The sequence below is a fragment of the Pseudomonas cistanchae genome, from assembly GCF_054483635.1.
This window is the reverse complement of record NZ_JBTLWN010000006.1, coordinates 14,526-36,345: the sequence shown is the minus strand read 5'-3', so window position 1 is coordinate 36,345 and position 21,820 is coordinate 14,526. Positions and strand designations below refer to the sequence as shown.

Annotated in this window: 21 protein-coding genes; 9 read left to right on the top strand and 12 right to left on the bottom strand. The window is 63.0% G+C overall.

What is annotated here, in order from left to right; genetic code table 11:
• Positions 1-50 precede the first annotated feature (50 nt).
• Both ACX0MV_RS16490 and dadA read right to left on the bottom strand, forming a co-directional pair.
• Positions 51-404, bottom strand: coding sequence for a RidA family protein (locus ACX0MV_RS16490; protein WP_458983606.1), 354 nt, complete (start codon positions 402-404; stop codon positions 51-53).
• Complete coding sequence (gene dadA, locus ACX0MV_RS16485) at positions 379-1,677, bottom strand: D-amino acid dehydrogenase (protein ID WP_458983605.1); 1,299 nt, start codon at positions 1,675-1,677, stop codon at positions 379-381. Before dadA ends, ACX0MV_RS16490 begins: the two co-directional genes overlap by 26 nt.
• 154 nt (positions 1,678-1,831) lie before the next feature.
• Here dadA and dadR point away from each other — a divergent pair, with 154 nt between their 5' ends.
• On the top strand, positions 1,832-2,320 hold the full coding sequence (gene dadR, locus ACX0MV_RS16480) for a transcriptional regulator DadR (protein WP_025163949.1): 489 nt from the start codon (positions 1,832-1,834) through the stop codon (positions 2,318-2,320).
• Positions 2,321-2,392: 72 nt separating this feature from the next.
• Entirely contained in the window at positions 2,393-3,064 is a 672-nt protein-coding gene (rpiA, locus tag ACX0MV_RS16475; RefSeq protein ID WP_458983604.1) for a ribose-5-phosphate isomerase RpiA, read from the top strand.
• A gap of 3 nt (positions 3,065-3,067) precedes the next feature.
• Here rpiA and ACX0MV_RS16470 read toward each other — a convergent pair whose 3' ends face one another.
• The 4 genes from ACX0MV_RS16470 to ACX0MV_RS16455 form a co-directional block, all read right to left on the bottom strand.
• Complete coding sequence (locus ACX0MV_RS16470; RefSeq protein WP_458983603.1) at positions 3,068-3,991, bottom strand: SdiA-regulated domain-containing protein; 924 nt, start codon at positions 3,989-3,991, stop codon at positions 3,068-3,070.
• 141 nt (positions 3,992-4,132) lie between these two features.
• Complete coding sequence (locus tag ACX0MV_RS16465) at positions 4,133-4,480, bottom strand: NirD/YgiW/YdeI family stress tolerance protein (RefSeq protein WP_458983602.1); 348 nt, start codon at positions 4,478-4,480, stop codon at positions 4,133-4,135.
• Between the two features lie 152 nt (positions 4,481-4,632).
• Positions 4,633-5,298, bottom strand: a complete 666-nt coding sequence (locus tag ACX0MV_RS16460) for a fumarylacetoacetate hydrolase family protein (RefSeq protein ID WP_458983601.1) — start codon at positions 5,296-5,298, stop codon at positions 4,633-4,635.
• Positions 5,299-5,523: 225 nt separating this feature from the next.
• Entirely contained in the window at positions 5,524-6,918 is a 1,395-nt protein-coding gene (locus tag ACX0MV_RS16455) for an FAD-binding oxidoreductase (RefSeq protein ID WP_458983895.1), read from the bottom strand.
• A 186-nt stretch (positions 6,919-7,104) separates the two neighbouring features.
• Here ACX0MV_RS16455 and serA point away from each other — a divergent pair, with 186 nt between their 5' ends.
• Positions 7,105-8,334, top strand: coding sequence for a phosphoglycerate dehydrogenase (serA, locus tag ACX0MV_RS16450; protein ID WP_458983600.1), 1,230 nt, complete (start codon positions 7,105-7,107; stop codon positions 8,332-8,334).
• A gap of 139 nt (positions 8,335-8,473) precedes the next feature.
• Here serA and ACX0MV_RS16445 read toward each other — a convergent pair whose 3' ends face one another.
• The gene (locus tag ACX0MV_RS16445; protein ID WP_458983599.1) at positions 8,474-8,962 is read right to left on the bottom strand and encodes a 2-thiouracil desulfurase family protein; all 489 of its coding nucleotides are present in this window, start codon (positions 8,960-8,962) and stop codon (positions 8,474-8,476) included.
• A 42-nt stretch (positions 8,963-9,004) separates the two neighbouring features.
• Positions 9,005-9,628, bottom strand: coding sequence for a 2OG-Fe(II) oxygenase (locus ACX0MV_RS16440; protein ID WP_458983598.1), 624 nt, complete (start codon positions 9,626-9,628; stop codon positions 9,005-9,007).
• An 86-nt stretch (positions 9,629-9,714) separates the two neighbouring features.
• Here ACX0MV_RS16440 and ACX0MV_RS16435 point away from each other — a divergent pair, with 86 nt between their 5' ends.
• Positions 9,715-10,491 carry a hypothetical protein gene (locus tag ACX0MV_RS16435; RefSeq protein WP_458983597.1) on the top strand — a complete coding sequence of 259 codons (777 nt, stop codon included), beginning with the start codon at positions 9,715-9,717 and terminating at the stop codon, positions 10,489-10,491.
• Positions 10,492-10,504: 13 nt separating this feature from the next.
• Here the strand turns inward: ACX0MV_RS16435 and bipL are convergent, their stop codons facing one another.
• Positions 10,505-11,437, bottom strand: coding sequence for a phospholipase BipL (gene bipL / locus ACX0MV_RS16430; RefSeq protein WP_458983596.1), 933 nt, complete (start codon positions 11,435-11,437; stop codon positions 10,505-10,507).
• An 85-nt stretch (positions 11,438-11,522) separates the two neighbouring features.
• Between bipL and ACX0MV_RS16425 the strand changes: the two genes are divergently transcribed.
• Complete coding sequence (locus ACX0MV_RS16425) at positions 11,523-12,131, top strand: DUF6436 domain-containing protein (protein ID WP_458983595.1); 609 nt, start codon at positions 11,523-11,525, stop codon at positions 12,129-12,131.
• A gap of 293 nt (positions 12,132-12,424) precedes the next feature.
• A complete protein-coding gene (locus ACX0MV_RS16420; protein ID WP_458983594.1) occupies positions 12,425-13,924 on the top strand; it encodes a methyl-accepting chemotaxis protein in 1,500 nt (499 codons plus the stop codon).
• On the opposite strand, the gene ACX0MV_RS16415 is transcribed toward ACX0MV_RS16420, so the two are convergent.
• Positions 13,914-14,945, bottom strand: coding sequence for an AraC family transcriptional regulator (locus tag ACX0MV_RS16415; RefSeq protein WP_458983593.1), 1,032 nt, complete (start codon positions 14,943-14,945; stop codon positions 13,914-13,916). The genes ACX0MV_RS16420 and ACX0MV_RS16415 overlap by 11 nt on opposite strands.
• 107 nt (positions 14,946-15,052) lie before the next feature.
• Between ACX0MV_RS16415 and ACX0MV_RS16410 the strand changes: the two genes are divergently transcribed.
• Genes ACX0MV_RS16410 through ACX0MV_RS16400 form a run of 3 tightly spaced genes read left to right on the top strand, consistent with a single transcriptional unit; the run spans position 15,053 to position 19,651 of the window.
• Complete coding sequence (locus tag ACX0MV_RS16410; RefSeq protein WP_458983592.1) at positions 15,053-17,431, top strand: penicillin acylase family protein; 2,379 nt, start codon at positions 15,053-15,055, stop codon at positions 17,429-17,431.
• 31 nt (positions 17,432-17,462) lie between these two features.
• The gene (locus ACX0MV_RS16405) at positions 17,463-18,839 is read left to right on the top strand and encodes an FAD-binding oxidoreductase (protein ID WP_458983591.1); all 1,377 of its coding nucleotides are present in this window, start codon (positions 17,463-17,465) and stop codon (positions 18,837-18,839) included.
• Between the two features lie 59 nt (positions 18,840-18,898).
• Complete coding sequence (locus tag ACX0MV_RS16400; protein WP_458983590.1) at positions 18,899-19,651, top strand: polysaccharide lyase family 7 protein; 753 nt, start codon at positions 18,899-18,901, stop codon at positions 19,649-19,651.
• 49 nt (positions 19,652-19,700) lie between these two features.
• On the opposite strand, the gene ACX0MV_RS16395 is transcribed toward ACX0MV_RS16400, so the two are convergent.
• Positions 19,701-20,090, bottom strand: a complete 390-nt coding sequence (locus ACX0MV_RS16395; protein ID WP_458983589.1) for a DUF1622 domain-containing protein — start codon at positions 20,088-20,090, stop codon at positions 19,701-19,703.
• Positions 20,091-20,281: 191 nt separating this feature from the next.
• The gene (locus tag ACX0MV_RS16390) at positions 20,282-21,673 is read right to left on the bottom strand and encodes a S28 family serine protease (protein ID WP_458983588.1); all 1,392 of its coding nucleotides are present in this window, start codon (positions 21,671-21,673) and stop codon (positions 20,282-20,284) included.
• Positions 21,674-21,820: the final 147 nt, after the last annotated feature.

Genomic DNA, 21,820 nt, shown 5'->3' with positions numbered 1-21,820 from the left:
GGCTTCTGGCGGATGAATAAAAAAGCCCGGCAGGACCGGGCAAACGAGAGTCAGGGCTGAGCGGCGACCACCGTCATCTCAACCAGGACGTGCGGGTCATACAGGGCCGCTTCCACGCACGCGCGGGCCGGGGCTGCGCCTGGGGCCACCCAGGCATCCCAGGCCTGGTTCAGCCCGGCGTAATCGCACGCCATATCCTTGAGGTAGATGGTCACCGAGAGAATTCGCGTTTTGTCGGTCCCGGCCTCGTCGAGCATGCGGTCGATATTGGCCAGGGTTTCCCGGGTCTGCTGCACGATGTCGCCGCTGTAATCATCGGCCAACTGCCCCGCCAGGTAGACGGTGCCGTTGTGAATGACGATCTCGCTGTAGCGGGTTTCAGTGCGCAGGCGCTGTAGTGACATGGGTCGGGCTCTCCTTGGTGCGGCTGTAACGGAAGATATCCAGGCCTTCGGCGCTGATCTGCGGGCGCTTCTTCGCCAGCAGGTCGGCAAGGAAGCGACCGGAGCCGCAAGCCATGGTCCAGCCCAGTGTGCCGTGACCGGTATTGAGGAACAAATTACGGAAGCTGGTCGCGCCGACGATGGGCGTGCCATCCGGCGTGGCCGGACGCAGTCCGGTCCAGAATTCGGCCTGGCGCAAATCGCCGCCCTCCGGGTAGAGATCGGCAGTGATCATTTCCAGGGTCTCGCGCCGACGTGGGTTCAGGCTCAGGTCAAAGCCAGCGATTTCGGCCATGCCGCCGACCCGAATCCGGTTGTCGAAGCGGGTGATCGCGACCTTGTAGGTCTCGTCGAGAATCGTCGAGGTCGGCGCCATCGCGGCATTGGTGATTGGCACAGTCAGCGAGTAGCCCTTGAGCGGGTAGACCGGCGCCTTGATGCCCAGCGGCTTGAGCAGCTGCGGGCTGAAACTGCCAAGGGCGAGCACGTAGCGATCGGCAGTTTCCAGCTTGCCGTCGATCCATACGCCATTGATGCGGTCGCCGGCGAAATCCAGGCGCTCGATGGTCTGACCGAAGCGGAATTCCACGCCCAACTGCTGCGCCATCTCGGCCAGCTTGCCGGTGAAAATCTGGCAGTCACCGGTCTGGTCGTTGGGCAGCCGCAAGGCGCCGGCCAGTTTGTCAGTCACCTTGGCCAGAGCGGGCTCGACGCGGGCGATACCTGCACGATCAAGCAACTCGAAGGGAACGCCGGACTGCTGGAGAACGGCGATGTCCTTAGCGGCATTGTCCAGTTGCGCCTGGGTGCGGAACAACTGCGTAGTCCCTAATTGCCGGCCTTCGTAGCCGATGCCGGTTTCGCTGCGCAGCTCATCGAGGCAATCGCGACTGTATTCGGACAGCCGCACCATACGTTCCTTGTTCACCGCATAGCGGCTGGCGGTGCAGTTGCGCAGCATCTGCGCCATCCACAGGTATTGATCGATATCCGCGGTAGCCTTGATCGCGAGGGGTGCGTGCTTTTGCAACAACCACTTGATCGCCTTCAGCGGTACGCCCGGCGCTGCCCACGGGGAGGCGTAGCCCGGCGATACCTGGCCGGCGTTGGCGAAACTGGTTTCCAGCGCCGGGCCGTTCTGCCGGTCCACCACGACCACCTCGAAGCCCTGCCGGGCCAGGTAATACGCACTGGCCACACCAATCACACCGCTGCCCAACACCAAAACCCGCATGACCTTCTCCTCGTCCCGACCAGCAGGACGGACAGTTCTCGAGAACACTATTGGGCGCAGTATAGAAAGAGATGATTAGTGCTTTTCACTATATAGATAACTATATTTGGCGAGAATTCTTGGCAAAAACCCGTTTCACAGAGGGGTATCCACCATGCGAACCCAACATCAGAGCCGTCGCGAGCTGGACAAGATCGACCGCAACATCCTGCGCATCCTGCAGGAAGACGGGCGCATCAGCTTCACCGAGCTGGGCGAACGCGTCGGCCTGTCGACCACCCCTTGCACCGAGCGGGTCCGGCGCCTGGAGCGTGAAGGCATCATCATGGGCTACCACGCCCGTCTCAATCCGCAGAACCTCAAGGCCAGCCTGCTGGTGTTCGTCGAAATCAGCCTGGACTACAAGTCCGGCGACACCTTCGAAGAATTCCGCCGCGCCGTGCTCAAGCTGCCCCATGTGCTGGAATGCCACCTGGTTTCCGGCGACTTCGATTACCTGGTCAAGGCACGCATCAACGAGATGGCCAGCTACCGCAAACTGCTTGGCGACATCCTGCTCAAACTGCCGCACGTGCGTGAATCGAAAAGCTACATCGTAATGGAAGAGGTCAAGGAAAGCCTGAGCCTGCCCGTGCCGGAATGACGACAGGAGTTGACGCAGCGCACTTGCGGCTATAATTCGCGCCTTCCGAGTCCAGCCAGGCGCACAACCCCGATGAATCAGGATCAACTCAAGCAAGCAGTCGCCCAGGCTGCCGTCGACATCATCCTTCCCAAGCTCGACGCCAAGAGCGTGATCGGAGTCGGTACCGGTTCGACCGCCAACTGCTTCATCGACGCCCTGGCCAAGCACAAGATGGAGTTCGACGGCGCAGTCGCCAGCTCCGAAGCCACCGCCGCGCGGCTCAAGGGTCATGGTATTCCCGTGTACGAGCTGAATACCGTCAGCGATCTGGAGTTCTACATCGACGGTGCCGACGAGAGCGATGAACGCCTGAACCTGATCAAGGGCGGCGGCGCGGCGCTGACCCGCGAGAAAATCGTTGCCGCCGTGGCACAGACGTTCATCTGCATCGCCGACGCCAGCAAGCTGGTGCCGGTACTCGGTGCATTCCCACTGCCGGTGGAAGTCATTCCGATGGCGCGCAGTCACGTCGCCCGCGAGCTGGTCAAACTGGGGGGCGACCCGTTGTACCGCGAGGGTGTGACGACCGACAATGGCAACGTCATCTTGGACGTGCACAACCTGTCGATCATCGACCCGCTGACACTGGAAGCGCAGATCAACAACATCGTCGGCGTGGTCACCAATGGCCTGTTCGCTGCCCGCCCGGCCGACCTGCTGCTGCTCGGCACCGCGGACGGGGTTAAGACGCTGCGGCGCTAGCGGTCAGGCGCCGGCCTTTTTCCTGAAGACGTAGAACAGGTTGGGCTCGCTGATCAGGTAAAGACCGCCGGCATCGTCCATGGCGATGCCCTCCGCCTGCGGCACCGTCTTCTGCAACCCGCGCATGCCGCCCAGCAACGACAGGCTGCTGATCGGGCGGCCGTTGGCATCCAGTTCGAGCACCAGGCGCGACTCGTCCGACAGCGCCAGCAGGTGGCCGGTGCGCTCGTCGTACTGCAGGCTCGACAAGTCGCGGACAAACAGTCCAGCATCCCGCTTCGCGTCGTCGACTACATGTACGGCGAACGGCTGCTGCGGATCGCGATGGGGAAAACCGTGGATCTCGTAGATCTGCACCGGGTCGCGCTCCCTGGCGACGAACAGGCGCTCGCCCGCCGAATCGTAGGCCAGGCCCTCGAAGCCCTTGTTGCCGTTCAGGCCGATCCCCAGAGACAGCTGCGCGGCATCATCCGCGCGGAGTTCGGTCACACCCTCATCGAGACGCACCTTGAACAGGCGCTGGCGGCGCTCGTCGCTGATCACATAGAGGTTGCGGCTGATGTATTCGATGGCCTCGGGATCGCCAAAATCGATCAAGCGCACGCGGCGCAGGACGCGCCCATCAAGGGACAGCTCGACGAGTTCGGACTTCTGGTTGGTGACGGTAAACAGGCTGCGCCGGTCGGGGTCATAGGTCAGCGCCGACACATCATCTTCGAGCCCGACGATGGGCTGGGCCTCGAGCTCGACCTGATAGTCGGTCAGCCAGATCGACTGGTCCTGCCATTGCGCGGCGTGGCGCCACTGCTGAGCGTTGAACCAGGCACGTTCGAACAATCGATAATCCTGTGCCCAGAGGCCAAGCACCAATAGCCCGATGAACAGGCAACCTAACAACATTCGCTTGAGGGTGAATACGGCACGCATATCGGCTAACTCTCGGAGAAAACTGCGCCTAACGGGACTACACCTAACAACGACGTCAGCCCCGAGCATGGCTCGGGGCTGACGGGGCAAACCGCTGCGCCAGGGTGACCCGGCACGGCTCGCGACTTAACTGGCCAGGGCTTACTGGACCAGTTCGACCCGATCCACATCGATCTCGCGGCTGGTCAGGTTCTTGTCGACTTCACCGGTCAGCTTCACCGTGGCCTTTTCCGATACGGTTTGGCCGGGCCAGTCTTCATTGTCGATTTCTACCTGGATGGTGCCGCTGGAGTCCTTGAACTCGTACAGCTCGTCCTGCAGACGCTTGACGACTTGTCCCTGCAGCACCACCGGCATGTCATCGGCGGCTTCCAGCGCGGCAGCAACGGTCGTGACCTGCGCGGTTGCGCCTGGGCCGTTGTAGCCGCCGGCCAGCGCAGCGGTGGAGAACAGGGGAGCAAGCAGTAAAACCAGGGTGGAACGCTTCATGGGGAGATCCTCTAATCCGTAAGTGACGGGGTCAGATTAGGGAAGGTTGCTGAAGCCAGGCTTAATTCGCCCTTAAGCCAACCTTAATCCGCCGCGTACGACGAATCGGTTGGCTTGCTCGGCATTGCAGCGGCACCCATGGGCGCCTGGCGTCAAAGCACGCGGCTGGCGAAGCGCGAATGACCGACCAGTTCGAGCACCAGCTGATCGCCTTTGCGCAGGGGACCGACGCCCACCGGGGTGCCGGTTAGAATCACATCGCCCGGTTGCAGGCTGAAGTGGCCGCAGATGTGCTGGATCATCGGCAGGATCGGGTTGAGCATGTCGCGGCTGTTGCCATCCTGGCGAACGTCGCCGTTGATGGTCAGGCGGATGCCCATATCGGTCAGGTCCTCCACCGCATCGCCCGGCACGAATGGCGCAAGCACGCAGGCGCCATCGAAGGACTTGGCCGTTTCCCAGGGGTAGCCCTTTTCCTTGAGTTTGGCCTGCAGGTCGCGCAGGGTCAGGTCCAGCGCCGGGGCGAACCCGGAAATCGCATCCATCACCTCTTCCGCGTCTGGCGTGCGCGACAGCGGTTTGCCGATCAGTACGGCGATCTCCGCCTCGTAGTGCACATCGCCACGGTCGTCGGGGATGGTGAAGCCGTCGTCCAGCGCCACCACGCAGCTACCGGCCTTGATGAACAGCAGCGGTTCGCTTGGCACCGGATTGTTCAGTTCCTTGGCGTGCTCGGCGTAGTTGCGCCCGATGCAGACCACCTTGCCCATGGGGAAGTGGATATGGGTGCCGTCGATGTACTGATGTTGGTAATTCATGGCGACTCCTTATGGGAATGCGGTGCTCGGCTCTTTGTGGGAGCCTGCGGTGTAGAGCGATCATGCCCGCTTTTGCGCGGGCCGTCGTTGCGACCAAAGATTACAGCTGACTAAAAGCGTCGCGGACGAAGGTGCCGTAGGGTGCGCCATGCGCACCGTCAACTGATCTGGCCAGGAATATCTGGTGCGCACGGCGCACCCTACGGATTAACAGCGCAGCAGCCATCAGAGCGGGAAGATCTTGCCCGGATTCATGATGCCGTTCGGGTCGAACACCTGCTTGATCGCCTTCATGTAACCAATCTCGGCCTCCGAGCGGCTATAGGTCAGGTAATCGCGCTTGGTCATGCCGACACCGTGTTCGGCGCTGATCGAGCCGTTGTACTTCTGCACAGTCTCGAACACCCACTTGTTGACGGTCGCGCACTTGGCGAAGAACTCGTCCTTGGACAGGTTCTCGGGTTTCAGGATATTCAGGTGCAGATTGCCGTCGCCGATATGGCCGAACCAGACGATTTCAAAATCCGGGTAATGCTGGCCGACGATGGCGTCGATGTCGTGGAGGAACGCCGGCACCTGGCTGACGGTCACCGAGATGTCGTTCTTGTACGGCGTCCAGTGGCTGATGGTTTCGGAGATGTACTCGCGCAGCTTCCACAGGTTCTGCAACTGCTGCTCGCTCTGGCTCATCACGCCGTCCAGCACCCAGCCCTGCTCGACGCAATGCTCGAAGGTTTCCAGGGCCTGGTTAGCGACCTCTTCGGTGGTCGCCTCGAACTCCAACAGCGCATAGAACGGGCATTCGGTCTCGAACGCCGCCGGCACGTCGCCGCGGGCCATGATCTTGGCCAGCGCCTTGTCCGAGAAGAACTCGAAGGCGGTCAGGTCGAGCTTGTTCTGGAACGCGTGCAGCACCGGCATGATCGAGTCGAAGTCGGCCGCGCCAAGCACCATGGCGGTGAGGTTCTTCGGCGCGCGATCCAGACGCATGGTCGCTTCGACGACGAAGCCCAGCGTGCCTTCGGCGCCAATGAACAACTGGCGCAGGTCGTAACCGGTGGCGTTCTTGATCAAATCCTTGTTCAGCTCCAGCAACTCGCCGGTGCCGGTGACAACCTTAAGGCCGGCCACCCAATTGCGGGTCATGCCGTAGCGAATCACCTTGATGCCGCCGGCATTGGTGCCGATGTTGCCGCCAATCTGGCTCGAACCACTGGAGGCAAAATCCACCGGGTAGTACAGGCCCTGCTCTTCGGCGAACAGCTGCAGCTGCTTGGTCACCACCCCCGGCTGGCACACGGCAGTGCGATCGAACTCGTTGAAGGAGAGAATCTGGTTCATGTAGTCGAAAGCGACGACCACTTCGCCATTGGCCGCCACTGCCGCAGCCGACAGGCCGGTCCGGCCACCCGAAGGCACCAGCGCGATCTGGTGCGCGTTGGCCCAGCGCACGATGGCCTGCACCTGCTCGACGCTCTTGGGAAACACGATGGCGCTCGGCGCGGGCGCGAAGTGCTTGGTCCAATCCTTGCCGTACGTGGTGAGGGCATCGGCATCGGTCAGCACCTTGCCGGGCTCAACCAGTGTCTTCAATTCTTCGATCAGGGCCGGATTGGTCATCTGCAGAACTCTCAAACGATTCATGGTCACCCTGAGCACGCTTCATCTGCCAGGGTAGGTGTTTCGCGGGGCTCGTATGCTAGCATACGCACCCCGTGAATCGTGCCCCGCGCCGATTTACAGAGGCATGGTCAGCCGCGCGGCTGACGCTTCCCTGACACTTTTTGTGGGCCAACAGGTACTCCGATGAGCAAGACCTCTCTCGACAAGAGCAAGATCAAGTTCCTTCTGCTGGAAGGCGTGCACCAGAACGCCGTCGACACCCTGAAGGCCGCCGGTTACACCAACATCGAGTACCTCAAGGGCGCACTGTCCGACGAAGAACTGAAAGAAAAGATTGCCGACGCCCACTTCATCGGCATCCGCTCGCGCACCCAGCTGACCGCCGAAGTCTTCGACTGCGCCAAACGCCTGGTCGCCGTCGGCTGCTTCTGCATCGGCACCAATCAGGTCGATCTAAGCGCGGCACGCGAGCGCGGCATCGCGGTATTCAACGCCCCCTATTCGAACACCCGCTCGGTGGCGGAGCTGGTTTTGGCCCAGGCCATCCTGCTGCTGCGCGGCATCCCGGAAAAGAACGCCTCCTGCCACCGCGGCGGCTGGATCAAGTCGGCGGCGAACTCCTTCGAAATCCGCGGCAAGAAACTCGGTATCGTCGGTTATGGCTCGATCGGCACCCAGCTCTCGGTGCTGGCTGAAGCGCTGGGCATGCAGGTATTTTTCTACGACGTGGTGACCAAGCTGCCACTGGGCAACGCCACCCAGATAGCCAAGCTGCACGACCTGCTCGGCCTGTGCGACATCGTTTCGCTGCATGTTCCCGAGTTGCCGTCGACTCAGTGGATGATCGGCGAGAAAGAAATCCGCGCGATGAAGAAGGGCGGCATCCTAATCAACGCCGCCCGCGGCACCGTGGTCGAACTGGAGCATCTGGCCCAGGCGATCAAGGACGAGCACCTGATCGGCGCCGCCATCGACGTATTCCCGGTCGAGCCCAAATCCAACGATGAAGAATTCGAAAGCCCGCTGCGCGGTCTGGACCGGGTGATCCTGACCCCGCACATCGGCGGCTCGACTGCCGAAGCCCAGGCCAACATCGGCCTGGAAGTGGCGGAGAAACTGGTCAAGTACAGTGACAACGGTACCTCGGTGTCCTCGGTCAACTTCCCCGAGGTGGCCCTGCCGGCGCACCCGGGCAAGCACCGCCTGCTGCATATCCACGAGAACGTGCCGGGCGTGATGAGCGAGATCAACCAGGTGTTTGCCGAAAACGGCATCAACATCTCCGGCCAGTTCCTGCAGACCAACGACAAGGTTGGCTACGTGGTGATCGACGTCGACGCCGAGTACTCCGACCTGGCGCTGGAAAAGCTGCAGCATGTACGCGGCACCATCCGCAGCCGGGTGTTGTTCTAAGCGCCATCGCACCACCAAAACCAAAAAAGGGAGGCTTCGGCCTCCCTTTTTCATAGCGCCGAGGGCGCAACCTAGACCGGCCGCTCAGCTTACCGCCGCGCAATTCAACGGCACGGCTCTCGCCAACGTCGCTCAGCGGTCAGTCATCCAGCGTGCGTAACGCGGCTTCGGCCGCCGGCAGTTCCTCTTCGCTGAACACCATCACCCCAGCGCGACGCAACGCCGCCGCGGTTACCCCTTCGCCAGCGACCTTTACCCCGCTGAAACTGCCATCGTAATTTTCCCGATTGCCACAGGAAGGGCTGCGTGCCTTCAGCAACGCCAGGCGAATGCCGTGCTGGCGTACCAGCGCCAGTGCCTGCTCGGCGCCAGCGATAAAGGCCGCGCTGACATCGTCACCCTCGATCGTCAGCGCCGGTAACCGGCCATCGAGCACCATGGCACCCTGACCGCCGGCAATTTCTGCCGGTGGCCGCGGGGTCGGCAGGCCACCCGCCACTTCCGGACAGAGGGCGATGACCCGGCCTTCGGCCTGCCAGCGCTGCAGCTGATCGAAGGGCCCATGGGCGCCACCGTCATAGCGAACGCGGTGGCCCAGCAAGCACCGACTTACCAGAATCTTTTGCATCGGGCTCGCTCCGTTGAAACAGGGAAAGGTTGAACGCTGTTGTCACAACGGCATCGCCGCGCGACGCCTGAACCAGCCGGTCAGCGACAGCCGCTCGCGGGTCGCCGGCAACACCTCGTGGGGCATGTCCGCGGAGAGAAACACCACCAGGGTGCCAGCTTCCGGCAACAGCTCTTGGCAACTGCCATCCCTCAGATACAGGCGCAGGGCACCGCCCTGTTCGGCCAGCCATTCCGGATTGAGGTACAGCACGGTCGACACCGCACGGCGGTCGTCATCGCGAAACCGATCAACGTGCTTCTGGTAAAACGCGCCCGGCGGATACAGGGCGAAATGGCTTTCGAAGTCCTCAAGCCCCAGGTACAGATGCTGGTTGAGCGCCAGACGCAATTCATTAAGCAGTTGCAGGTACTGATCGCAACAAACCGCCTGCCCCGGTTCGAGCCATTGAATATGGTCGCCACGCACGCCCTCGCGCACCTGCTGACCGCTGCCACGCCCAGTACCCGCGCGGGTCAGCGCGCCCTGGGCCGATTGTTTATGGCACTCAGCGGCCAACTCGAGAGTCAGAGCCTGTGAAGCGAATAGCCGCTGCCGCGACCAACCGTGTTCGGCAAGGTCGTCGACGATGCGTGTTATCCGTTCGCTGTGGGTCGCGGGGTTCATGCCGGCGATTCTATCAGCGTGCAGGCTTTGCCTCGACAAGCCGTCACCGGCCATTGAAAATAGCCGCCCGCTAGACAGGAGTCTGTATGCGCGTCTTTTGTAGTGTTCTGTTGTTACTGGTCAGCCTTTCGAGCTGGGCCGACGACTTCCTTCAGCTGTACCAGGCCGCGGGCTGGCCCCAGCAGCGCGTGCATTTCAACGATGCCTTGAGCGCCGCTCAGGAGCGCTACCGCAGCACCCTGCCGCCAGCGGTGTACCAGGCGCTAGTGGCCAACAGCAACCAGCGCTTCGCTGCTGCCGCAATTGATCAGCGGGTGCAGCGCGGTTTGCGCGAGAACCTCGCCAACCCCGCGCCGGCGCTGGGCTTTTTCCAGTCGCCGCTGGGCCGCAAGATCGTCGAGGCCGAATTGCTAGCCAGCCGTCGCGATCAGTTGGCTAAGTACAGCAACGGTTTACCCCGGGTCGAAGCCGATGCCACTCGCCGCCTGCTGATTCGCCACTTGGCTCAGGCATTGCCGGCCAAGGAAGCGGCCGCAGAAGTCAGCTTGGCTTTAGCCGGCGTAGCGGCGGACAGCCTTAGCCAGATGTTGCCCGGCCTCCCAGGCCTGCTTGGCGGCGGCAGCGCGCAGGGCATGCTCAACGGTCAGCGCCAGCGGCTGATGGAGCAGATTGGCGCTGACCTGGATAACAGCCTGCTGCATATCTACCGCGAGCTGTCCGACCCGGAACTGGAAGAATTCGTCAGCTTTGCCCAGTCCGCAGACGGCAAGGCCTATTACCAAGCCGCACTGGCCGCCCTGCGCGCCGGCTTGGCAGTCGGCGAAAGCCCATCGAATCTGGCGCCTGCACCGCAGGGCATTTAGGCCGCAACCACGCCTAGGCGAGCCGCTCGCTGAGAAAATCGAAATAGCGCTGGCGCAATGCCGGCGCTTCATTGGCCAGATGATGGCGTGCATCCGGCAGGCGCAGAATCTGCGGTGCCGCGAACTTGTCCTGCAACACCCCCAGGTTATGCTGCCAGGCCACCGTCATATCCGCTTCGCCCTGAATGATCAGCGGGCTGAGCATACTGCGCGGTGCAGCCTCGATACGCGGTACCCACTGGCTAAGCGCGCCGACCCAGGCAGTCGGTAGATTGCGCGGCTGCAGCGGATCCTGATGATGGACGAAGTCGATAAACGCCGCGTCGCTGGAGTTGACACTGAAGCGCCGGGGAATCTCGCTGACAAAACTGCGCATCACCCGGTAACTGAGCTGCGACCAAACCCAGGCCCGCGGCCGCACCAGCGGCGCCAGCAGAATGGTTTCGCCAATCTGCGCCAGCGGCTCGCCGTTCAGCAGGTAATCAATCAGGATCGCCCCGCCGGTACTCTGCCCGCACAGATGCCAGGGCTGAGGCAGCTCAAGCGCAGCGGCTTCAACCAGCACCGCCTGCAACACCGTCTGGTACTCGGCAAAATCCCCGATGCTGGCGCGCGACCCGCTGGACAGGCCATGCCCCGGCAGATCAAAACTCAGCACGGCAAAGCCCACGCCCAGTGCCCACTCGATCACATGGCGGTACAAACCGCTGTGGTCGTAATAACCGTGCAGCAGCACCAGGGTGGCGCGTGGCTGCGTCGGCCACCAGGCCTGCACCGCGATCTGGTAGCCGGCCGCATGAATAACCCCCATACAACTGTGAGACGCCAGTGCACCATTAAAGCCATAGAACTGCCGATAGCCCTGCTCCGCCAGCGACAGCGGCGCGGCTGCGGCCAAGGGTCGCAGACTGGCAATCAGGTTTTCCGGCTGAAACGGCTCTGGCATAGGGCTTCCATCAATCATGCGGGGTAGTCACAGGCCATCCAGGCCAATGCAATCAGGCTGCGGATATTCAGCTGTCGCGCCAGTCATGGCAAGCTGCGCGCCTGTTTGCCGAAGGCTGCCCATGACTCGAACCACGCGCAAGACCCTACTCGCCAGCCTGCTGATTCTGCTCTGGGCCGCCGCCATGCTCGCTGCCTACTGGTGGTATGAGGCGCGCTATCTGCGCAGCTTCAGCGAGCAGACCGCGCTGTTCTACGGCGAACAGCTGCGCCTGCCCGCTGAGCTGGCCGGCCCAGGCCCGATCCGTCTGGTGCATTTCTGGGACCCAGCATGCCCGTGCAACGTCGGCAACCAGCAGCACCTGGCCGAACTCATCGAGCGCTTCGCCCCTCAGGGCGTGACCTTCCATGCCGTGCAAAACCCCGGAAGCACAGGCCGACTGCCCAGCACCCTCAGCGCCCTGCAACCACTGGCTGAATTGCCCGGCAGTACGCAGATTCCCGCCAGCCCGGCGGTGGCGATCTGGGACCGCACTGGCCGGCTGGCCTACTTCGGCCCCTACAGCGAAGGCGCGACTTGCACCTCAAGCAACAGCTTTATCGAGCCCATTCTCGAAGCCCTGGTCGCAGATCGCCCGGTGAACGCCAGCAATACCCTGGCGGTGGGCTGTTTCTGCGACTGGCAAAGCAACTGACCACACTAGCCATATCGCATAGAGGCTAACAACGCCCGTACGAGGCGATCTCTCATCAAGCCAGCCACCACTTATCGCAGCCGATAGCTGCGACCTTGTACAAACCTAAATCAGTTCGGCGTGGTCATATCAGCCAGGTGCGGCTTGCGCCTTAGCAGAAAACTAAATTTATTTAACATAAATTGTACAAAGCACATACCATGTACAACTTATCCCCTGGACATTGCCCTGCAACACCAAGGATGACTGCCATACTCAACAGGGCCTAAATCATCTTTTTCGGGTCCACCGTCATGCCTAGCCGTATCTCTCCCCTTGAACAGCACTACCGCAACGCGGATCGCATCATGCTGGGTGTGCTCTGGCTGATGTTTCTTTATTCGCTCGGCCTTGCAGCCTGGCATGGTACCTGGGGGCAGGCACTGCTAGTCGGTGGCGGTACGGCAGCGGTGATGAGCGTGCTGCAGCAACTGATCGCCGGCCGGCGTCTGCTGCGCTGCGCGATTGGCGCGGCATTTATGGTGATGTCGGCACTGCATATCAACCAGGCGGGCGGCATGCTGGAAATGCATTTCGGTATTTTCGTGCTGCTGGCATTTCTGGTGTATTACCGCGACTGGCTGCCCATCGTGGTAGCGGCTGCGGTGATTGCCGTACACCACCTGAGCTTCTTTGCCCTGCAGATGCAAGGCAGCGCGGTATTCGTGGTGCCAAATGGCAGCTGGCCAATCATTTTTCTACATGCCTTCTACGTGGTGGTGGAGAGCGCGATCCTGATCTACCTGGCCAAACAGACCCATGCTGAAGCCTTGGAAGGCGCGGCGCTTATGCAGGCCGCCGAACAGCTGACCGAGCATGATGAAGCGATTGACCTGAGCTACCGCAGCAAAGCCGAGGGCAAGGTCAGCAAACGCTTTAACCACTTCCTCGGTACCCTCGACGAGCTGGTCAGCGAGGTGATCAAGGACACCCAAGGCCTTCAGCAATTGGGCGGCAACCTGGTGCAGGCGACCGGCCAGATGCGCAGCGGCGCGGACCGCCAGCAGGGGGAAATTGCCTATATGAGCTCGGCCATGCAACAGATGAGCAGCGCCATCGACGAAGTGGCCGGGCACGCCGACGGCGCCGCCAGTGCCGCACAAACGGCCAACCAGCAAGCCGCCGAAGGCAGTCGCTCGGTCAACCATGTGCGTAGCGAAATCGGCAAGCTGGCCGCGCAGATCGATGTCACCGAAAGCGAGGTGCAAGCTCTGGCCAATCAGTCTGAACAGATCGGCAAGGTGCTGGAGGTGATCCGCTCAATTGCCGAACAAACTAACCTGCTCGCGCTTAACGCGGCCATCGAGGCCGCCCGCGCCGGCGATCAGGGCCGTGGCTTTGCGGTGGTTGCCGACGAGGTGCGCAACCTCGCGCAAAAGACCGCCCTGTCTACTGCCGAGATCCAGCAAATCATCAGCCGCCTGCAACAGGGCAGCCGCCAAGCCGCCTCGGCCATGCAAGAAAGTCGCGACAGCGTGCGTAGCTGCGTACAGGACAGCCAGGCCACTGCCGACCTGCTTGGCGCCGTGGCACAGGACATCAACGCCATCACTCAAATGAACGAACTAATCGCCGCCGCCACCCACCAACAGGCGGCCGTCAGTGCGGACGTCAGCCAGCACCTCACCAGCGTGCAACAGGTCGCCGAGCAGAACCTCAGCGATGCCCAGGAGCTCAGCCGTGATGGCGAGCAGCTCAGTCAATTGGCCGAGCGGTTGAGCAACTTGAGCCGGCGCTTCCGCGTTAGCAGCTAGCGCGATAGCCCTGCGGCGTCGCCCCCTGCCAGCGTTTGAAGGCGCGGTAGAACGGCGACAGCTCGGCAAAGCCGCAGGCGCGGGCTACTTCGCGAATCGCCAGGCCTTCATCCAGCAGAGCCTGGGCGCGTAGGCGGCGGACTTCATCGTGCAGCTGGCGAAAGCTCTGCTGTTGTTCGCCGAGCGCTCGTTGCAGGCCGCCGACGCTGTAACCGAGGGCCTTGGCGCAGCGCGGTAGATCGCACAGCTGCACGCCAATATTGACTTCCAGCCAGTAGCGCACGCGGTTGAGCAGCTGGTTTTCCTCCAGCTCCGCCAGCTCAACTTCCGCCTGCGCCCAGAGCACCGCGAACAGCCGCGGGTTGGCGCTGCGCGATGGCCGACCCAGCCAGGCACGCGGGAAGATCAGCGCGTCATGCACCTGTGAAAACTGCGGCAGCAGGCCGAACAAACGCCGGTGTTCGCTCAGCTGGCGCGGTGCGGGGTGGCGGAAATCCAGCCCGACCAGGTGGAAACTGCCGTCGTTGTTGATGCTGGCCAGCATCTTCTGCAACAGCAGCGCCAGGCATTCCATCTGCTGGCGCAGCGAGCCGACGCCACGGTAGTTGAGGTCGAAGATCAACCGCGCCTGCTCGCCGTCCAGCTCCAGGCGCGCGGCAAAGCCACCGGACAGGATGTGCTGAAAACGCACAAAGCCCTCCAGCGCCTGGCCCAGGTCGCGACTGGCCAGCAGCAGGTAACCGACCACATCCATCGGCCGTGGCTGCATGGTTTCGCCCAGATGCAGGCCAATATCCACATCACCACTGATGCCCGCCAGCGCCTGCCAAAAGCGCGGCGCGTTGTCGTGGTCCTCGCGGGCATTGAGCAGCGGCGGTGCGAGCGCTACGCCCTGATAGGCCTGGCGATAGGTGTCCGTCGGGTCCAGCCCCAACTCAGCCAGTGCCTCGTACAGCAGACGACGCAGGGTCGAGGAATGGGTCAGCATGCTGGCAACGCTGTTATGCGGATACTGATTCATGCACCTTCCTTTGATTGACCAAAGGCTTTCACTCCAGTTGTATTTGGTCAATACCTGCGCCGTGGCCAGCCCGCACAATGCGCGCAAACCTATAACAAGGAACACCCATGAAACGCACCCTGACTGCCCTTGCCGTGATAGTCGCCGCCACTGCCGCTGGCGCTTACTGGTACCTCGACGGCAAACAGCCGCAGCGCAGCGGCGAGCTGACCCTGGCGCAGCTGCAGGCGCCTGTCAGCGTGCGTTACGACGAGCGCGGCGTGCCGCATATCCAGGCACAGCACGAAGCCGACCTGTACCGCGCCCTCGGCTTTGTGCATGCCCAGGATCGGCTGTTCCAGATGGAGATGCTGCGCCGGCTGGCCCGCGGCGAGCTGGCCGAGGTGCTCGGGCCCAACCTGGTGGAAACCGACCGGCTGTTTCGTACCCTCGGCATCCGTGCCCACGCCGATGACTACGCCGCCCGGATGGACATGCAAAGCCCTGCCGGGCTTGCGTTGCAGGCTTACCTGGATGGCATCAATCAGTACCAGAACAGCCGCCCGGCGCCGCTGGAGTTTGACCTGCTGGGCATCGAGCAGCGCCCGTTCAGAGCGGCCGACACCATCAGCGTCGCCGGCTACATGGCGTATAGCTTCGCCGCCGCCTTCCGTACCGAACCGGTACTGAGCTACGTTCGCGATGTGCTTGGCGCCGACTATCTGAACGCCTTCGACCTCGAGTGGCACCCGCAGGGTGTGCTTGGTCAGCCGCTATCGACCGGCGACTGGCAGGATCTCAACGCCATTGCCCAGCTCAGCCAGGCCGCATCTAGCCACGCCGGTTTGCCGCAGTTCGAGGGCAGCAACGCCTGGGCCGTCGCCGGCAGCCGCACCGCCAGCGGCAAGCCGCTGCTGGCTGGCGACCCGCATATCCGCTTCTCCGTACCGGCCGTGTGGTACGAGGCGCACCTGAGCTATCCCGGTTTCGAGCTGTACGGCCACCACCAGGCGCTCAACCCGGTCGCCTCTCTGGGCCACAACCGGGCGTTCGCCTGGAGCCTGACCATGTTCCAGAACGATGACGTCGACCTGATCGCCGAGAAGACCAACCCGGACAACCCCAGCCAGGTTTGGCATCGCGGTCAGTGGGTCGAGCTGCAAAGCCGCGACGAGCAGATTCTGGTCAAGGACGCCGCGCCGATCAGCCTGAGCATTCGCAGCTCGCCCAATGGGCCGATCATCAACAGCGCGCTGAGCGACAGCGTTGGCAGCACGCCCATCGCGCTGTGGTGGGCATTCCTGCAGACGGCCAACCCGATTCTCGACGGCTTTTATCAGCTCAATCGCGCCGACAGCCTGGACAAGGCCCGCGTCGCCGCCGAACACATCGAAGCGCCAGGCCTCAACGTGGTGTGGGCGTCTGCCGCTGGCGATATCGGCTGGTGGGCCGCGGCCAAGCTGCCGCGCCGCCCGGCGGGGGTCAACCCGAGCTTTATCCTCGACGGCGCCAATGGCGAGGCGGAGAAAGACGGCTTCCACCCGTTCAACGCCAACCCCCAGGAGGAGAACCCGGCGCGCGGCTATATCGTCTCGGCCAACCATCAACCGCTGGCGCCCACGGGCATGGCGATTCCCGGTTACTACAACCTGCCCGACCGCGGCCAGCGCCTGAACCAACGTCTCGCCGACGACCAGGTGAAGTGGGACCTGCGCAACAGCCAGGCACTCCAGCTCGACCCCGGCAGCGGCTATGCCACGCGGCTGTTGGCGCCATTGCTTGCGGACCTACGCGCCGCGGCCAGTGACGATCAGCAGCGCGCACTGGTCGAACAACTGGCCAACTGGAATGGCGACCATAGCCTCGATTCGGTCCCCGCCACCCTGTTCAACCAGTTCGTCTACCAGCTGACCGTGGCCGCCATGGCTGACGAACTGGGTGAGCCTTTTTTCGCCAACCTGTTGCAAACCCGCGCGCTGGATATCGCCCTGCCGCGCCTGAGCGCCGACCCCGATTCGCCCTGGTGGGACAAGCGCGGCAGCGAGCCACGGGAAACCCGCGCCGACATCGTTCGTCTGGCCTGGCAGGCGAGCCTTGGCCACCTGCGCAACACCCTGGGCGAAGAGCCCGCGCAGTGGCGCTGGGGCAACGTTCACACCCTCACCCATGGCCACCCGCTCGGTCAGCAGAAGCCGCTGGACTGGCTGTTCAATGTCGGCCCGTTTGCCGCAGCGGGTGGCCATGAGACCCCAAACAACATGTCCTTTCGCACCAGCCCGGCGCCGTGGCCAGTGACCGCCGGGCCGTCCACACGCAAGCTGGTGGACCTGGCCAACGCCGAAACGGCGCTGGGTAGCAACCCGGTCGGGCAAAGCGGTGTACCCTTCGACGCCCATTACCGCGACCAGGCCGCCGCCCATGTCGCCGGGCAGTACCAGCCGCAGCACCTGAGTGAAGCGGACGTAGCGGCCAACACCCGCAGCACGCTGACCCTGGTGCCTGAGTAAGCCCGCTCCACGCCACGAACAAGGAGGTTCCATGCGTATCGCCGTGATCTTCGCCCTGCTGCTGTGCGGGCCGTTGCAGGCCAGCGAGATCGTCAACGATGTCAGCGGCTTCAACCCCGTCGAAGTGGCACAGGTGCTGGTGCCCACGCGCCTGGAGCAGATCGTCGAGGCGGTACGCGCGCATCCCGGCCCGATCGCCATCGGCGGCGGGCGCTACAGCATGGGCGGGCAGACCGCGACCGAGCAGGCGCTGCAACTGGATATGCGGCGCTTCAATCGGGTGCTGGAGTTTTCTGCCGAGCGCCGGGAGATCCGCGTGCAAGCCGGCATCACCTGGCGCGACGTGCTGGAGCACATCGACCCGCACGGCCTGTCGCCGCAGATCATGCAGTCCTACGCCAACTTCACCGTCGGCGGCGCGCTCAGCGTCAACGCGCACGGTCGCTACGTCGGCCAGGGCCCGCTGGTGCTCGGCGTACGCTCCCTGCGCCTGGTACTGGCCGACGGCAGCCTGGTCGAGGCCAGCCCGACCCACTACCGCGAGCTGTTCTATGGCGCCATCGGTGGCTACGGCGGGCTGGGCGTAATCGTCGAAGCCACCCTGCCGCTGGTGCCCAACAGCAAGCTCGCGCGGCAATCCGAGGTGATGCCGCTGAGCGAGTACCGTCAGTTTTTCGATAAGCAGGTGCGCAACAACCCGGATATGGTGATGCACAACGGCATCCTCTACACCGATGACTACAGCAGTGTCCGCGCGGTGTCCTACCTGCGCAGCGATGCGCCGCTGACGGTGGAGGAACGCCTGGTGCCGAATGACCGCAGCTACACGATCATGCGCGCCGCACTGGGCCTGGCCGACAGCAAAAGCGGCGGCAAGCTGCGCGAAACGCTGGTGGACCCGTGGCTGCTCGACGGCGAACGCGTGCAATGGCGCAACCACGAAGCCAGCCTGGATGTGCGCGAGCTGCAACCCATATCCGGGCCCGGCTACAGCTATGTGCTGCAGGAATATTTCGTGCCCGAGGCTCGGCTCGAGGCATTCGTCGGCGGCCTGAAGCGCATTCTCGATGCGCACGGTGTACGGGTCGCCAATATCTCCATTCGCCACGCCAAGGCCGATCCGGGCACCTTGCTGGCCTGGGCTCGCGCCGACACCTTCGCCCTGGTGCTGTACTACCGCCAGGGCAGCGCGCCCGCGGAGCGCGCCGCCGTGGCCAGCTGGACCCGCGAACTGATCGACCTGGCCATCGCCAATCAGGGCAGCTATTACCTGCCCTACCAGATCCACGCCAGCCGCGAGCAATTCCTCGCGGCCTATCCGCGTGCCGCGGAATTCTTCGCCCTGAAGAAACGCATCGACCCGACCAACAAGTTTCGCAACAAGCTCTGGGACGCCTATTACCGCTAGCCCGGGCGATGCCAGAACCGCGCTACACTGCGGGCCTTCACCCAATCTGGGAGTCTGTTATGCGTCTATCGACTGTTTGCCTCGTGCTGGCCGGCCTGGCATTGCTCGCCGGCTGCGGCAAGGACATGGAAAAACGCTACGACGCCCCAGGCGCCGCCTATGACTTATCCCACTGGAAACTGACATTGCCGGACGACCAGGCCAGTGAAGTGCGCCCCGCTCAGCTGCGCGGCTACGCGTCGCCCTACTTCCACCTGGGCGATGGCGGTGACATGGTGTTCGTTGCCCCCGCATCAGGCGGCACCACCGAAAACAGCCGCTACCCGCGCTCCGAACTTCGCGAGGTGATGGACCCAGGCGATGACAATCGCAACTGGTCTGGCGAGGGCTCTCATCAGTTGCGGGCGCGCTGTCAGGTTCTCCAGGCACCCAGCACGGAAAAGATCATCGTCGGGCAGATCCATGGCTTCGATGCGCGGCCACTGGTCAAGCTGCAATGGGAGAAAGGCAAGGTCAAGGCGCTGATTAAACGCCATCCGAGCGGCAGTAACGCCGACCTCAGCCATGTATTTCGCGCCCAAGTGGGCAAGCAGCCGTTTTCCTACCGCCTCGAGGTTCAAGACGGCGTTCTGACCGTCGAGGTCAATGGCGAACAGTTCACCCATGATTTCTACGGCGCCGACCCCGAGTGGCGTGACGTGCAGTTCTTTTTCAAGGCCGGCGCCTATGTCCAGGCAAGCGGGGGCAATGCTGACGAAGTCGGCAAGGTGGTGTTCAGCGAGCTGAGCGTGCGGCACGACAAGGCGCAATAGCCCGCGTCGGTCAAGTTGCTCATCAAGCTGTTTATCTCGCCACTGCATATCAGGACGGATGGACCGGCGGCTCGGCAGCCTTTGTTGGCGGGCGAGGCTCCGGTTGCCAGGGCCAGCGATTGTTCATTTCCACTTCCAGGGTAAAGCTCAGGAAGGTTCTGACCAGCACCACGGCGGCCAGCACGCCGATGCTGGAAAAGGACAGCTCGATGGCGACCGTATGCACGATATCGGCCGCCACCAGCAGTTCCAGCCCCAGCAGCGTGCCGTGAACCAGTTGATGCCGGTAGGCGCGGAATACCCGGTTACCCTCGTCGTGCTTGCGTACCATGGCCACTGCCCGCACGGTCGAGCTCAGCGCTATGGTCACAATGACGCCAATGCCCAGCAGTTCAAGACCCGCCGCGCAGTACTGGGCGATGGTTTCAATTGGCAGCATGCGGGCCTCCGCTGTGAATGGCTTATTCGGTATTTGAACGATGCGGCGGCAAATGTTCAGGTCAATTGCGTATCCAGCCGCGCACTGATACAGGCCAAGGCGCGTGTCACGCTGGCCGAAGCGGAGGGCAAGGCCAAGGCCAGGCAGGCGAATCCGAAGAGGCGGCGGGCGCACCCGCCGCTCTGCGTGGCTTACAGCGGACGGCGGATGCTCTCCTCCTGGGCTTCGCGCGGGGCGTCGTTCAGGCTACGCAGCAAGGGCGGCGCGACCGGTTTGACGCCGGTCCAGCGCTCAAGCATGGCGAATGCCTGTTGTTGTTTGCGCGCGTCGAGGCTGAGGATGTTCACGCCATGGTTGCCGCCGGGAACCATGAACAGCCGGGTATCGCGGTGGCGGGTGTTGGGCATCAGGAAAGCTGCTGCCGTCCAGGGATCGATCGAGCCGTAAATCATCATCACGTTTTCGCTTTTCAAGGCGACGTAAGCGGCGATGTCCCACATGGCGCGGTAGTCGAACGGCTTGTGCGGCCAGCGGCTGACATAGGCGCTGTAGTCGTTCGGGTCGTACTTGAGCAGATCCTTCAGGTGGCTGGTGAGCAGGCGCGGGTAACCGAGCTGGGTAATCGCCTGGTAGAAGTACGGCTCGTACTGCGCGATACCTTCATCGGTCAGAAACGGCAGGGGCCCCCAGGCGATCATGAAGTCGAACAGCTCCTGATCGCTCGCGCTGGGCGCGGGAATGTCCTTGCAGTTCTCCAGGTCACCGTACTGATAGAACTGGAAATACAGCTCGCCGATGGTCAGGTCCAGCACCCGGTCGAGCCCACCCTCCAGGTTGAACGCCAGCTGATTCTCGGCGGCATAACGCTGGATATAGGCCTTCATGGTTTCCCGGCGGCTGAGCACCTGACGCTGGTATTGCTTGAGGTCGTTGCGGCAGGAGCGCGGCCCGACGTGGTTCTGGAACACCACGTAACGCGGGTCAAGGCGGCCGAAGCTTTGCGGCGCCACGTAGGCCACCGTGCCGTCCACATCGTTGGGGAAAAAGCGGCGGTGGTACATCGCCGTCATGCCGCCCTTGCTCGCGCCGCTGGAGACCCACTTGCCGCTGTAGAACGGACGAATAGCCTGCACGATGCGGTGATGGTCGTTGGCCGCCTGGCGAATGTCGAGGTAGCGCCAGTCCAGCGGCTGAGGCGCCGATTCGGCAAAGTAACGGTGCTCGACCTTGAGCTGGCTCGCGCCGAGTACCCGCGCCAGCGGATACAGGTACGGGCTGACGCTGATGTCGTAGCCGCTGGTTTCCAGCACCATCGGCGCTTCGGCGGTACGGTGCAGCAGCACCATGCGCTGCTTGAAGGTACCGCGCGCCGGGTTGCGGTGGTCGATCGGCTGTTGGTAACGGATCAGGATGTAGCGGTAACCCGCCGGAGCGTTGGGCAAGTCTTCCGCCTGCATGCCGGGCACCGTGTGCAGGTAGCCGAGGATATCCCGCGGCGGGGCCTGCTCGGCATGGCCAAACGCGGAGAACAACAAGGCAGCGAGGAATGCGAACAGCAACGAATGAGGTGATTTATTGAGCATGTTGTAGCCTTCATACGTGTTTGCGGGGCCAGGGCTCCGTCAACAGTCATGGGCTACGGCATCGCGGCGCCCGCATCGACCAAGCGATGGCGGGAGGCGATAAACATGAGCTGCCCGTCCCTGGAATGAGGGTTTGAGTCGGTAAAT

What these genes read in the sequence shown, in the direction of transcription:
- dadA (WP_458983605.1), bottom strand. Translation starts at nt 1,677, where the DNA reads ATGCGGGTTTTGGTGTTGGGCAGCGGTGTGATTGGTGTGGCCAGTGCG.
- bipL (WP_458983596.1), bottom strand. Translation starts at nt 11,437, where the DNA reads ATGCCAGAGCCGTTTCAGCCGGAAAACCTGATTGCCAGTCTGCGACCC.
- ACX0MV_RS16470 (WP_458983603.1), bottom strand. Translation starts at nt 3,991, where the DNA reads ATGCGTGCCGTATTCACCCTCAAGCGAATGTTGTTAGGTTGCCTGTTC.
- rpiA (WP_458983604.1), top strand. Translation starts at nt 2,393, where the DNA reads ATGAATCAGGATCAACTCAAGCAAGCAGTCGCCCAGGCTGCCGTCGAC.
- ACX0MV_RS16435 (WP_458983597.1), top strand. Translation starts at nt 9,715, where the DNA reads ATGCGCGTCTTTTGTAGTGTTCTGTTGTTACTGGTCAGCCTTTCGAGC.
- ACX0MV_RS16440 (WP_458983598.1), bottom strand. Translation starts at nt 9,628, where the DNA reads ATGAACCCCGCGACCCACAGCGAACGGATAACACGCATCGTCGACGAC.
- ACX0MV_RS16465 (WP_458983602.1), bottom strand. Translation starts at nt 4,480, where the DNA reads ATGAAGCGTTCCACCCTGGTTTTACTGCTTGCTCCCCTGTTCTCCACC.
- ACX0MV_RS16420 (WP_458983594.1), top strand. Translation starts at nt 12,425, where the DNA reads ATGCCTAGCCGTATCTCTCCCCTTGAACAGCACTACCGCAACGCGGAT.
- ACX0MV_RS16490 (WP_458983606.1), bottom strand. Translation starts at nt 404, where the DNA reads ATGTCACTACAGCGCCTGCGCACTGAAACCCGCTACAGCGAGATCGTC.
- ACX0MV_RS16455 (WP_458983895.1), bottom strand. Translation starts at nt 6,918, where the DNA reads ATGACCAATCCGGCCCTGATCGAAGAATTGAAGACACTGGTTGAGCCC.
- serA (WP_458983600.1), top strand. Translation starts at nt 7,105, where the DNA reads ATGAGCAAGACCTCTCTCGACAAGAGCAAGATCAAGTTCCTTCTGCTG.
- ACX0MV_RS16415 (WP_458983593.1), bottom strand. Translation starts at nt 14,945, where the DNA reads ATGAATCAGTATCCGCATAACAGCGTTGCCAGCATGCTGACCCATTCC.
- ACX0MV_RS16390 (WP_458983588.1), bottom strand. Translation starts at nt 21,673, where the DNA reads ATGCTCAATAAATCACCTCATTCGTTGCTGTTCGCATTCCTCGCTGCC.
- ACX0MV_RS16445 (WP_458983599.1), bottom strand. Translation starts at nt 8,962, where the DNA reads ATGCAAAAGATTCTGGTAAGTCGGTGCTTGCTGGGCCACCGCGTTCGC.
- ACX0MV_RS16460 (WP_458983601.1), bottom strand. Translation starts at nt 5,298, where the DNA reads ATGAATTACCAACATCAGTACATCGACGGCACCCATATCCACTTCCCC.
- ACX0MV_RS16425 (WP_458983595.1), top strand. Translation starts at nt 11,523, where the DNA reads ATGGCAAGCTGCGCGCCTGTTTGCCGAAGGCTGCCCATGACTCGAACC.
- dadR (WP_025163949.1), top strand. Translation starts at nt 1,832, where the DNA reads ATGCGAACCCAACATCAGAGCCGTCGCGAGCTGGACAAGATCGACCGC.
- ACX0MV_RS16395 (WP_458983589.1), bottom strand. Translation starts at nt 20,090, where the DNA reads ATGCTGCCAATTGAAACCATCGCCCAGTACTGCGCGGCGGGTCTTGAA.
- ACX0MV_RS16410 (WP_458983592.1), top strand. Translation starts at nt 15,053, where the DNA reads ATGAAACGCACCCTGACTGCCCTTGCCGTGATAGTCGCCGCCACTGCC.
- ACX0MV_RS16405 (WP_458983591.1), top strand. Translation starts at nt 17,463, where the DNA reads ATGCGTATCGCCGTGATCTTCGCCCTGCTGCTGTGCGGGCCGTTGCAG.
- ACX0MV_RS16400 (WP_458983590.1), top strand. Translation starts at nt 18,899, where the DNA reads ATGCGTCTATCGACTGTTTGCCTCGTGCTGGCCGGCCTGGCATTGCTC.